A 12,156-nucleotide genomic window follows, 5' to 3' on the forward strand; every position below is an offset into this window, starting at 1 on the left:
GCGCCGGGCACGGAGCTGCGAGCGAGTGAACCAGGAAAGCCGAGGGGACTAAACCCAGTTGCGGACCTTCGCGAAGGTCTTGGGCCAGCGTTGGGAGGTGTTCTTCACCGCCCAGCGGTAGCCAAGGAACCCGATGGTGCCACTGATCAGGAGCTGCACCCCGGTGCCGATAGCGGTGAGCCGGGTTGCATCCGCCCAGGACCCAGCATCGTGGAGGTCGATGATCAGCAGCGCTGCTCCGGGGATCAGCGGTATGAAGAGTCCAAGGAGGCCGACGATGGAGAGGATGAACGCGTTGCTGGACGTACCGGAGCGGTTCTTCATCGGGCTCGTGCCCGGCGCGGCGCTGGGGAAGGGGAAACGCAATGCGAAAGCGGGACTGAGCCCCAGAGACTGCACCAGGGAACACACGGCGAGCACGCTGATACCCGCCCAGAGCGGGCGGAAGTTCTCGATGGCCCCAAGGCTGATCACGACGACGAGAAAAATGGGGCCGATGACCGTCAGCGAGGCCAGCAGGCGACCGGCGATGAGATCCTTCGGACGTACCCCTGAGACCATGTTCACCCAGTTGGAGGGACCATCCAGGCCGAAGTCATTGCCATTGACCATCAGCACGCCCTGGGCGACGATGAAGGGCGCGTACCACTGCACCCCGGTGCCCTGGAGCACGCCGAGAGCGAGAAGCATGGCGCCGATCAGAATAAACACCACGGCCTGATAGGAATAGCGCACATCGCGGCGCCAATACCGCAGCGTGCGGGAATAGACCGCGCCGCGCGGGCCAGCGGACGCCCAGCGCAGCATGACCCCACCGGTGTGCTTCGTGGCCTGATCAGAACTACTGCGGATCGGGTGGGTCAGCTCGAAGCGCAGGGCAGTGCGCCAGAGCCACAGGCAGCCAAGAATGGTCGCGGCGGCAATGAGGCCCTGGGCCACAGCCGCGCCGGCGTTGCCCGCGATGGCAGAGGCTGCGGCACCTGCCGCTGCGCCAAACGGCGTCCAGCTAAAGACCGTGCCCAGTTCCAGCAGCTTATCCAGGTTTTGCACACCATTGGTGGTGAAATTCAGTCCCATGATGGCCACGAGAAAGAGGAAAGAGAAGGCGTAGCCCAGCCGCTCCGACCACACACGGCTGGCCATTGCCGAGCTGAGCGAGCCTAGGGCCTCGCCCAGGAGGACGGCGACGATGCCCTGCGCGAGGCAGGCAATAACCCAGAGCACGGAGAGTGGCCCCGCGGCGGATGCGGCGCTCGCCTGGATTCCGGCCACGCCGAAGCCAGCCATGATCAGCGAGCAGATGAGGGAGAGCAGGGCGCGGGACTGCAGGAACGCCGCGCAGGTTAGGCCGGGGAAGAGCTGCCGCTCGGTGACCGGCAGTGTGGCAAACTTCTGCGGGGTCAGGTGGTTTTCCGGGCTGGGCCACACGAACACGATGAGGAGGTAGATGAGTGCACCGGCTGCCATGGCTAGTGGCAGGATGCGCGCTTCGTGTTCTTGGGTGAGCATTGCGTAGCTGAACGCGCCGAGCCCGATGGCACCGAGGATCCCAAAGAAGGCCATGAAGGCGGCGTTGAAAATCAGGACCCAGTCTTTTTTGAAGCTCCGGCGCCACATTGTCAGGTGGAGCCGGATCAGGTGCCTGGTCAGTGACTTTGTGGCACGCGCGGGGGCGGGTTGTTGGCTTGGGGCGAGGCTCACTGGGCGCCTCCTTGAGTGCCAAGCCAGCTGAAGGAACCCTGCGAAAGGCTGCGACCGCCCACGAGGGAGACGAAGACCTCGTTGAGGGGTTGACCCTTGCGAACCTCGTCGATGGTGCCGGCGCGCAGCACCCGACCGTCGGCGATGATGGCCACGTGGTCGCACAGACCTTCGACCAACTCCATGACGTGCGAACTCATGACGACGGTGCCGCCGGCCGCGACGTAGCGGCGCAGGATGTCTCGAATGACCTGCCCGGAGACCGGGTCTACGGCCTCGAAGGGCTCGTCTAGGATCAGCACTTCCGGGCCGTGGAGCATGGCGCCGGCGAGGAGGATCTTCTTGGTCATGCCCGCGGAGAAGTCCACGATGTACTTACCCTCTGCGCCGGTGAGGTCCATCGCCTCCAGGAGCTCCTCGGTGCGCTGCTCGATGACCTGCGGGTCCATTCCGCGCAGGTGGCCCAGGTAGTCGAGGTATTCCCGGGCGGTGAGCCGGTCGAAGATGGGCAGCCCATCCGCCAACAGCCCGAAGCGCTGCTTCGCTGCCATGATCTGCTCGGCGGAGGCGTGATCCCACATTGGAATGCCACAGATCCAGGCGTTGCCACTGGTGGGCTCCAGCAGCCCGGTCGCGATGGTCAGTGCGGTGGTCTTTCCGGCACCGTTGGGTCCGACGACGCCGTACATGCTGCCTCGCGGGATGCGAAGGTTGAGGTTATCGACGGCGCGGGTGTCGCCGAAGCTCTTGCTCAGTCCGCTCATCGTCAGGGCGGTGGAGGCCACCTCGTCGGTGTCGGGGCGGTCGGCGGAGCTGCCGGGGTAGGGGCGGATGCTATGGGCTTCACTCATGTTTTCAAGCTAGCAAAGTGGCCCCGCGTGCCCTGGGATGAGAGCGAATTTCCGCCACGGCCATAGAGGTTCTTTTAGCTCTAAGCTGTGAGGTGATACACTCACAATGTTCAAATAGTGAGATGAAGGGGTTCATTATATGAAACTCGCGGTTATTGATGGTGACGGCATTGGCGTTGAGGTCACCGCGGAGGCCTTGAAGGTTCTCAAGGCGGTGCGCGATGACGTCGAGACCACGGAATACGACCTCGGCGCCCGGCGCTACCTGCGCAATGGCGAGACGCTGACTGACGCCGACCTGGAGAGCCTCAAGCAGCACGACGTGATCCTGCTGGGCGCGATCGGCGACCCGCGCACCGTCCCGGCTGGTGTGCTGGAGCGCGGTCTGCTGCTGCCGCTGCGCTTCAAGCTCGACCACGCTGTTAATCTACGCCCCTCCAAGCTCTACCCGGGGGCGAGCTCCCCGCTGAAGAACCCCGGCGAGATCGACTTCGTGGTCGTCCGCGAGGGCACCGAGGGGCTCTACTGCGGCAACGGCGGTAACCTGCGCGAAGGCACCGACCAGGAGGTCGCCAGCGAGGTCAGCCAGAACACCTGGTTCGGCGTCGAGCGCGTCGTCCGCGACGCCTTCCGACGCGCCCAGGAGCGCCGTAAGAAGCTGACCTGGGTCCACAAGACCAATGTCCTCGTCAATGCCGGTGGCCTGTGGCAGCGCGCCATCGAGGCCATTGGTGAGGAATTCCCGGACGTCGAGGTGGACTACAACCACATCGACGCCGCGACCATCTACATGGTCACCGACCCATCCCGCTACGACGTCATCGTCACCGATAACCTCTTCGGCGACATCCTGACCGACCTGGCGGGTGCGGTCACCGGCGGCATCGGCCTGGCCGCCTCGGGCAATATCGACCCGACCCACAAGAACCCCTCCATGTTCGAGCCGGTGCACGGCTCGGCCCCGGACATCGCCGGGCAGGGGATCGCCGACCCGTGCGCCGCGATCCTCTCCGTGGCCCTGATGCTGCGCCACCTCGGCGATGAGGCCAACGCCGAAAAGATCGAGAAGGCCGTGCTGGCCGAGGCTGCTGGCCGGGATGGTTCCCCGATCCGCACCGCCGAAGTCGGCGACCGCATCGCCGCAGCGGTCCAGGCTTAGCTCCACACTCACTCCAGCTCGCCCGCCCGGGGTTTCCGCATGTGAAGACCCGGGCTCCGTCATGTCTTGGGCGCGTCGGTGAGAAACACTTCGGTGGTTTGGCGCCCAAACCTAGGTCCGAATGGGTAGGTTGAGGCCATGAATGCGCCAGTCAGCGTCGAAGTCGAGGAGATCCGTAGCTTCCTCGCCGCCCACGAGCCCTTCTCCCGGCTTCCCGAACCCGCACTGAACGCCCTCGCCGCGGGAACCCAGATCGGCTACGCCCGCAAAGGCGAGGTCCTCATCCGCCACGGGGAGGTCAACGACGAGCTCGGCGTGATCCGCTCCGGGGCCGTGGACGTCATCGATGAGGACGGCATCCTCCTGGACCGCCGGGATATCGGCCAGACCTTTGGCTACTCCACCCTCGTCGCCGAGCCCGAATCCCACTATCAGATGGAGGCTGTGGAGGATAGCCTCATCATCTACATCTCGCGGGAGACCTTCGCCCCGCTCGCGGAAGAATTCGCGGACTTCTTGCGCTACTTCTCCAGCCTCTCCGAGCGCATCCGGCTCGCGGCGGAACAGACCCGCAGCAATACCAGCTCCGAGGTGCTGCGCACCCCGCTGGGGGCGTTTGCTATCACCGATCCCGCCGCCACGACCTCACAGACCACGCTGCGGGACGCCGCGATCAGCATGGGGGAGCACAACGTCAGCTCGCTGCTGGTCATCGACGACCGCGAGCTGCGCGGCATCATCACCGACCGCGACATGCGACGCTCCGTCGCCGCGGACATCAGCGGGGACTCGCCGGTCGCCGAGGCCATGACCGCCAACCCGATCTCCCTGGGTTCGGATGCGCTCGTCTTCGAGGCCATGCTGCTCATGGCGGAGCGCGGGATCCACCACATCCCGGTCGTCGACGACGGCAGGGTTGCGGGCATCATCGCCGCGGCCGACATCATGCGCCTCATGCAGTCAGACCCGCTTTATCTTTCCGGCCAGCTCGCGCGCCAGAGCACGCCAGAGGAACTGGCCGAGACCTATCGCTCCGCCAAGTCCGTGGCCATTCGCTTCTTGGAGCGCGGGGCCAGTTCTGAGGAGGCCCAGCGGCTGCTCACCGTGGCCACCGACGCGCTGACCAGGCGGCTGCTCACGCTCGCTGAGGAGGAACTGGGCCCAGCCCCTGTGCCCTTCGCCTTCGCCGTACTGGGCTCCCAGGGGCGCCGCGAGATGGGGACAGCCAGCGACCAGGACAACGCCCTGGTCATCTCCGATGAGTACCGGCCCGAGGAACACGGCGAGTACTTCCGGCGCCTTGGCGAGATGGTCTGCCAGGGTCTGGCCACCGCCGGGCAGCCGCTGTGCCCCGGCGACATGATGGCTTCCAACCCGCAGTGGCGGATGACGGTCAGCCAATGGCGGGCGACCTTCCACCACTGGATCACCGCCCCCGAACCCGACGCCCTGTTGCACGCGCAGACCTTCTTCGACATGCGAGCCGTCGGCGGCGGGGAGGAGATGGTCGATGAGATCCACGCCTACGCAACTGCTGCGGCCAACCAGGCACCCCGGCTGCACGCGCACCTCGCCGCGCTCGCGGTGCGCCGGGAACCCCCGCTCGGGGTCTTTCGTGGCCTGATCCTGGGGCGGCGCGGCGAGCACGCGCACACCCTGGACATCAAGAAGGGCGGGTTGGCCGCCGTCGTGCAGATCGCGCGCCTGCACGCGATTCTGAGCGGCAGTCACGAGCTCTCCACCCGGTCCCGGCTGGCCGCGGCGGCGGGGGAGTCGCTCAGCCGATCGGCCGCGGCAGACCTCACCGATGCTTTCGATTTCCTGTCTTCCATCAGCCTTCACCACCAGGCGAAGCAGGACGCGGCAGGGGAGGCGCCGGACTACCGGGTCGACCCGGGGGAGCTAAAGAAGATGGAACGAGAGCACCTGCGGGATGCCTTCCAGATCATCAAGAAGGCCCAATCGGGGCTCTCGGTGCGTTTCCCCGTGCGCAGCGTGTAGTGCAGCAACGAGCGAGAGGATTATTAAAGGAGCAGCAATGGCGAAGTGGTGGCAAGCCCCCTGGCTGGGGACCTCCTGGCGGACCCGCAAGGCGACGGGCTCCCTGGCGGAGTACTACGACGTCCCCCGCGCCAAGGTGGACCAGCCCATCGGAGAGGCCCCACTGCTGGCCGTGGACGTCGAAACCACTGGCCTGGACCCGAAGAAGGACCTCGTCCTCTCCATCGGTTGGGTGCCCATGACCGGCGGGCGCATCACCCCGGCCGAGGCGGACTACGCGGTGATCCACCACGAGCCGGAGGCCCTGGAACGCGTACCCGCCGGCATGGAATCGGCGAAGATCCATGGCATTACCCACACGGACATCGAGGCTGGGGAGCCGCTGCGCGACGTGTTGAGCAGGTTGCTGTTGGCGCTACGGGGCCGGGCGATGGTCGTGCATTTTTCGCCCATCGAGACCCAGTTCCTAGGTCAGGCCTGTAGGCAACACTTCGGTTCGGGCCTTTCCGTCCCAGTCATCGACACCTTCGCCATCGAACGTCGGTACTTCGAGCGCATGGCGACCTACCCCCGGGGTGAGGACCTGCGGCTGCCTCGCGTGCGGGAACGCTACGGGCTACCGCACTACGGTTCCCACAACGCGCTCAGCGACGCGCTGGCCTGCGGGGAGCTGCTGCTCGCGATGCTGAAACACGAAAGAAATAATCTTTCGATAACAAGTACCCTAAGCGACATCATCGAGCGCACAGCCAGGTAGGGTTGGTACCTATGCGTATCGCCCGAATTGCTCACCCAGAAGGAATGACATTCGCGGTGCTTGAGGGTGGCCAGCCGGACGGCACCGGCGCCACCTGCCGCGAAATCGCTAATCACCCATTCGGCGAGCCGGAGTTCACCGGTAAGTCGTGGCCGATCGAGGAGGTTCGGCTGCTCGCGCCGATCCTTCCCAGCAAGATCGTTGCCGTGGGCCGCAACTATGCCGACCACGTCAAGGAGGTCTTCAAGCAGGGCGCGGAGCACCTCCCACCGACCATCTTCCTGAAGCCCCCGACAGCCGTCGTCGGCCCCGAAGCCCCGATCCGCATCCCGGAGTGGGCCACCCGCGTGGAGTTCGAGGGCGAGCTCGCCATCGTGATCGGGCGACCGTGCAAGGACGTCAACCGCAACAACTGGAAGGACGTCGTCCTGGGCTTCACCATCGTCAACGACGTCAGCTCCCGCGACTTGCAGTTCGCCGACGGCCAGTGGTCTCGGGCTAAGGGCTTGGACAGCTTCTGCCCGCTGGGCCCATGGATCGAGACGAACGTCGACGGGATCGACATCGACAGCCTGCCCATCAAGGCGCACCTGACCCACGACGGGAAGACCGAGACCAAGCAGGACTCGAACTCTAACCAGATGATCAAGGACATCCCGGAGATCGTCGAGTGGGTGTCCTCCGCGTTCACCCTGCTGCCGGGCGATGTGATCTGCACCGGTTCCCCGGCCGGAACCGCGGAGATGGTGCCGGGAGACCGCATTGCGGTGGAAATCCCAGGCCTGGGAACGCTGGCCAACCCGGTTCAGGCGTATTAGAAGATACGGAGTCGGCGGCCTCGGGGGAGGTTCGCCGCGCCGTGGGGGCGGGGGTTAGACGTTTCGCATGCTGGCGGGGACGTTGAGCGCGCGCAGCGCGGTTTGCAGCTTGGCGGTGGTTTCCTCCGCCTCCTCGTGGGGATCGGAGTCGGCGACGATCCCGCCACCGGCCCACACACGCGCAGAATCCCCCTCCACGCAGGCGCAACGGATGGCGACCATCCACTCGCCGTCGCCGTCCGCATCACACCAGCCCACGGCGCCGGCATAGAACTCGCGGGGATCCTCCACGGACTCGATGATCCCCACCGCCTCGTCGGTGGGGGTGCCACCGATCGCCGGGGTTGGGTGCAGCATCAGGGCAAGGTCAAGAGCGGAGTAGTCCGCGTCAGCCAGGGTGCCGACGATCGGGGTTCCCAGGTGAATCATCTCGGTGGTCTCGTGAATGAGGGGCTCGGCGGGGATATCGAGCTCCGAACACAGCGGCTCCAAGATCCTGCGGTAGTGCTCCACCACAAGAGCGTGCTCGACGAGGTTCTTCTCGCTGGAGCGCAGCTCCTCGGCGGTCGCATCGTCGCGTTCTGCAACGCCCGTGCGCTGCGCTGAACCCGCCAGCGGGAAAGCTCGAACCGTCCTGCCCTTCCGGGAGACCAACATCTCGGGGGAGGAGCCCACGAACATCGACCCCTGGTCCTCCTTGCGCCCGGTCGCGGACAGGTCCACAGCGTAGCCGTCACGGTTGGCGGAAAGATCGATGAAGCGGGCGGCGACGAGCAGCGGGTCGATGGTATCCGCGAAGTACACATCCGCCACGCGAGCCAGAACCACCTTCTCCAAACTGGTGCGGCGGATGGTCTGAATCGCCGCGGCGACCCGGGCCTGATGCTCTTCCTTCGTGGTCGCGACGGTGACCTCGACCGCCTCGAGGGACTCGGCGGCCTCTCGTCCCCGGAAGTATGCGGGCGGCTCGAGCGGGCCGTCGAAGGTGACCACCTTCTCCGGCTCCATGAGCGCGGCGCGAAAACCAGTGTTGAAAGGAATCGCGCCGACCAGCAGCTCAGCTGTGCCCTCACGCAGGGCAGTGCTGGCCTCGAAAGGATCCGGGAACGTGGCCTTACGCCCCTGAGTCCGAATGCTGTGATGTGGTCGTGACAGCAAAAAGTCCGGAGCGGTCACCGGCCTTTTGTCTGAATCCATACCCGCCAGTCTACCGACCACCCCCGCGGGCTCCTCGATGGCCACCTCAAGGGCCAGTTTTCTGCGCAGCTAGGTTTCCCGGGGGAGCATAGAGTACATTTGCCGCATGAACTTTCTTCCTCATCCGTCCCAGCGCGCCGGTGAGCGCGCTGAGCAGCAGGCCCGCCAGTCCGGAGAATCCCGCGGAATGATTCGTCGCGGCCTGACCGGAGCCCTCGCTGCTGCAGCAGCCCTTTCCCTGTCTTTCGTGCCACAGGGATCCCCCGAAGCCCAGGCACAGTCCTCCATGGGCAGCCTCAGCTCCTCCGCAGGGGACCTGGAGGATCTCGCTGGCATCATCAACGGCATCGTCGGCGGCCTGCAAAATGGTAACGGAGGCGGGGCAGGCACCCCTCCGAGCAATAACGCCAACCTGAGCGAGCGGACCTTCACCGTCAACGGAAAGACCCGCAAGGCGATCGTCAAGATGCCGAAGTCCGGCCTGCGGAACAACCTGCCGGTCGTGTTCATGTTCGGCGGCTGGCAGCACGACGCGAAGTACGCCCGCAGCTACGCCGGCCTGGAAAACACCGCAGCCGGTGACTCGGCGATCATTGTGTACCCAGAGCCGGTACGCAGCACCTTCAAGGGTGAGACCTACCCGGCATGGGGTGGCGCCCCGTACGCCACCAACACCAGCCGCAACGCCGATGTGGCCTTTGTCCGCCAGATCGTCAACACCCTGGTCCGCGAGGGCAAGGCAGACCGCAACCGCGTCTACGCCACCGGGCTGTCCAATGGCGGTGGCCTGGCCCTCGGCGTCGGTTGTGCCGCACCCGACCTGGTCAAGGGCGTTGTTGGTGTGTCCGGCGCCTACTACACCCCGGCGGTGAGCAACTGTGTGAATGCCTCGGTGCCGACCATGATCATCCACGGCACGGGCGATGACATCGTGAACTACAACGGCGGTTCCCGTCACGGCGCTAGCTACCTCTCCATCAACCAGGTGCACCGCCAGTTCGCTGCCCGGAACAAGTGTGACGTCTCTAAGGCTCCGAGTGCCGCCACGAACGGCAACATCACGACCTACCGCTACCGGGGCTGCGCAGTACCGACGATGGTGAAGAAGGTCGCAGGTGGCGAGCACACCTGGTACCCGAGCAACCCGGATGCAGCGCAGGAGTCCTGGAACTTCTTTAAGTAATCCACTTGTCACGCGCAGGGCTTTGACCTGCGCTCGCCCCGGGTTGTGTCGCTATGCCACCCGGGGCTTTTTGTGTGTGAAAGGCGAGGGACGAGTGCTCGCCCCGGCACTCGATCGTGCAGCGGGGCAGCGCGGGTAGGATAAGAGCCCATGAGTGAAGTTCGCGTACGTTTTTGTCCATCGCCCACCGGCACCCCGCACGTCGGCATGGTGCGCACCGCGCTGTTTAACTGGGCTTATGCTCGCCACACCGGCGGCAAGCTGATCTTCCGCATTGAGGATACGGATGCTCAGCGCGACACCGAGGAGTCCTACCAGGCCATCATCGACTCCCTGAAGTGGCTCGGCCTCGACTGGGACGAGGGGATCGAGACCGGCGGCCCGCACGAGCCCTACCGCCAGTCCCAGCGCATGGATATCTACGCCGAGGTCCTGGAAAAGCTGAAGGCCGCCGGCGAGGTCTACCCGGCGTACTCCACTCCGGAGGAGGTCGAGGAGCGCCACAAGGCCGCTGGTCGTGACCCGAAGCTGGGTTACGACAACTACGACCGCGACCTCACCGAGGAGCAGATCGCCGCGTTCGAGGCGGAGGGCCGCAAGCCGGTCTGGCGCCTGAAGATGGACCACGACCGCCGCTACACCTGGACCGACCTGGTCCGTGGGGAGATGGACGTCGACGGCAAGACGATGCCGGACTTCGTCGTCGCCCGCTCCAATGGGCAGCCGCTCTACACCCTCGTCAACCCGCTGGATGACGCGCTGATGGGGGTCACCCACGTGCTGCGTGGCGAGGACCTGCTGCCGTCGACCCCGCGCCAGATCGCGCTCTACGAGGCGCTGATCCGCATCGGCGTGGCCAAGGAGGTCCCCACCTTCGCGCACCTGCCGTTCGTCACGGGGGAGGGCAACCGCAAGCTGAGTAAGCGCGACCCGGAGTCGAACCTCTTCAACCACCGCGACGCCGGCGTGATCCCGGAGGGCATGCTCAACTACCTCTCGCTGCTCGGCTGGTCGCTGTCCGCCGACGAGGACATCTTCACGATGTCCCAGCTGATTGAGAACTTCGACATCGCCGATGTGAAGCCGAATCCGGCGCGGTTTGATCACAAGAAGATGGAGGCCATCAACGCCGACCACATCCGCATGCTGGATCTGGCGGACTTCACGCAGCGTCTGCGCACCTACCTGGAGGAATTCAAGGATTGGCCGGCGGACTACCCGGCGGAGAAGTTTGCCTTCGCCGCTGAGCTGGTGCAGACCCGCATCAAGGTGCTGAGTGACGCCGACGGCCTGCTGCGCTTCCTGCTGACCAAGGACGAGGACCTTGAGCTGGAGCCGAAGGCGGCGCGCAAGAACCTCAAGGAGGCCGCGAAGGAGCCACTGGCTGCGGCGATCGAGGAGCTCGAAGCCATCGCGGAGGAGGACTTCCGCACCGAGGCGATCGAGAAGGCCCTGTCCACCCGACTGATCGAGCAGATGGAGCTCAAGCCGCGCGTGGCCTACGGTGCGCTGCGCGTCTCGATCTGTGGTCAGGCCGTGTCCCCGCCGCTGTTCGAGTCCATGGAGCTGCTGGGCAAGGACTCCACGCTGGCCCGCCTGCGCGCCGGGCTGGAGCAGACTCCCTTCCAAGCTGAACAGCCTGCGAACTAAGGTTTAAAAATAGGCGACGACCTGCCAATTTGTGTGTGACGATGGCTTCTGGCTATAGTAGTCATCGTTGCACAGCGCAGGGCTCCTCAAGAAGGAGATGCTCGCAGTGTTAACGATTGGCCTATGGTGTAATTGGCAACACTACGGTTTCTGGTACCGTCATTCTAGGTTCGAGTCCTGGTAGGCCAGCAGCGAAGATTAACTTTAAGTTTCTCTCGCGTCCTAATGCCCCGTTCGTCTAGCGGCCTAGGACGCCGCCCTCTCACGGCGGTAACACGGGTTCAAATCCCGTACGGGGTACAAATCAACAGCCTCACCGGTTTTCCGGTGAGGCTGTTTTCTTTTCTGCGGAGTCCCCAAGCCTGATGGTCGCGGATAGGGACGAAGCCTCAGATGCAAGGAATAACCCTAGGGCGCTGAGGAGGGCGGGTTAAGTGACAAAAGGGGATGCGGACGGGATCTTGGAGGATTCCACTTATGAACCGTTCGTACACAGATCAGCAGCGTCGCAGAGCGATTGAGGTTTATAAGCGCACTCAGTCGGTGACGAAGACGACCCGGCAGCTGGGGTATCCGGGGAGATGGACGCTGTACAAATGGTTGCGTGAACCCACCACTCCAGGTAGACCGCGTAAGCAGGCGAAAACCTTGACGCGTTACCCGTTTGAGGTCAAGCTTCGTGCTGTCGAACTTTTCAGCTCCGGCTGGAGCCCAGCTGACATCGCTCAAGAATGTGGGCTGAGGTCAAAAATGAGCGTCTATTCTTGGACACAACGCCATCGTGAAGAGGGACAATGGGGGCTGATGTCGAAAAAGGAACGAGAAGAACGTGCTCGCAT

At 64.7% G+C, this 12,156-nt stretch carries 10 protein-coding genes and 2 tRNA genes; 9 read left to right on the plus strand and 3 right to left on the minus strand.

Annotated features, from left to right (window positions below; all coding sequences use genetic code 11):
- Positions 1-48: 48 nt before the first annotated feature.
- On the minus strand, positions 49-1,701 hold the full coding sequence (locus QP997_RS03250) for an ABC transporter permease (protein WP_284846191.1): 1,653 nt from the start codon (positions 1,699-1,701) through the stop codon (positions 49-51).
- Positions 1,698-2,552, minus strand: coding sequence for an ABC transporter ATP-binding protein (locus QP997_RS03255; protein WP_502870424.1), 855 nt, complete (start codon positions 2,550-2,552; stop codon positions 1,698-1,700). The genes QP997_RS03250 and QP997_RS03255 overlap by 4 nt, the downstream gene beginning before the upstream one ends.
- A 139-nt stretch (positions 2,553-2,691) precedes the next feature.
- Here QP997_RS03255 and QP997_RS03260 point away from each other — a divergent pair, with 139 nt between their 5' ends.
- The 4 genes from QP997_RS03260 to QP997_RS03275 all read left to right on the plus strand — a co-directional run bounded on the left by QP997_RS03260 (position 2,692) and on the right by QP997_RS03275 (position 7,287).
- The gene (locus tag QP997_RS03260; RefSeq protein ID WP_284846192.1) at positions 2,692-3,711 is read left to right on the plus strand and encodes a 3-isopropylmalate dehydrogenase; all 1,020 of its coding nucleotides are present in this window, start codon (positions 2,692-2,694) and stop codon (positions 3,709-3,711) included.
- Positions 3,712-3,849: 138 nt separating this feature from the next.
- A complete protein-coding gene (locus QP997_RS03265; protein ID WP_284846193.1) occupies positions 3,850-5,712 on the plus strand; it encodes a DUF294 nucleotidyltransferase-like domain-containing protein in 1,863 nt (620 codons plus the stop codon).
- Positions 5,713-5,749: 37 nt separating this feature from the next.
- Positions 5,750-6,469: an exonuclease domain-containing protein gene (locus tag QP997_RS03270; protein ID WP_284846194.1), complete on the plus strand. Its 720-nt coding sequence runs from the start codon at positions 5,750-5,752 to the stop codon at positions 6,467-6,469.
- Positions 6,470-6,480: 11 nt separating this feature from the next.
- Positions 6,481-7,287 (plus strand): fumarylacetoacetate hydrolase family protein, encoded by an 807-nt coding sequence (locus QP997_RS03275; RefSeq protein WP_012360016.1) that lies wholly within the window; start codon positions 6,481-6,483, stop codon positions 7,285-7,287.
- A 54-nt stretch (positions 7,288-7,341) separates the two neighbouring features.
- On the opposite strand, the gene QP997_RS03280 is transcribed toward QP997_RS03275, so the two are convergent.
- On the minus strand, positions 7,342-8,484 hold the full coding sequence (locus QP997_RS03280) for an isochorismate synthase (protein WP_284846195.1): 1,143 nt from the start codon (positions 8,482-8,484) through the stop codon (positions 7,342-7,344).
- A gap of 106 nt (positions 8,485-8,590) precedes the next feature.
- Here QP997_RS03280 and QP997_RS03285 point away from each other — a divergent pair, with 106 nt between their 5' ends.
- The 5 genes from QP997_RS03285 to QP997_RS03305 all read left to right on the plus strand — a co-directional run.
- On the plus strand, positions 8,591-9,667 hold the full coding sequence (locus QP997_RS03285; protein ID WP_284846196.1) for a CE1 family esterase: 1,077 nt from the start codon (positions 8,591-8,593) through the stop codon (positions 9,665-9,667).
- 150 nt (positions 9,668-9,817) lie between these two features.
- Complete coding sequence (gene gltX / locus QP997_RS03290) at positions 9,818-11,317, plus strand: glutamate--tRNA ligase (protein ID WP_070760819.1); 1,500 nt, start codon at positions 9,818-9,820, stop codon at positions 11,315-11,317.
- A gap of 117 nt (positions 11,318-11,434) precedes the next feature.
- Positions 11,435-11,506: transfer RNA gene (locus QP997_RS03295), tRNA-Gln, on the plus strand.
- A 38-nt stretch (positions 11,507-11,544) separates the two neighbouring features.
- Positions 11,545-11,617: transfer RNA gene (locus tag QP997_RS03300), tRNA-Glu, on the plus strand.
- Positions 11,618-11,794: 177 nt separating this feature from the next.
- A partial coding sequence (locus tag QP997_RS03305) for a terminase gpP N-terminus-related DNA-binding protein (RefSeq protein ID WP_284846197.1) occupies positions 11,795-12,156 on the plus strand: 362 nt, incomplete at its 3' end.

The sequence above is a fragment of the Corynebacterium sp. MSK039 genome (assembly GCF_030232315.1).
Taxonomy (GTDB): Bacteria; Actinomycetota; Actinomycetes; order Mycobacteriales; family Mycobacteriaceae; genus Corynebacterium.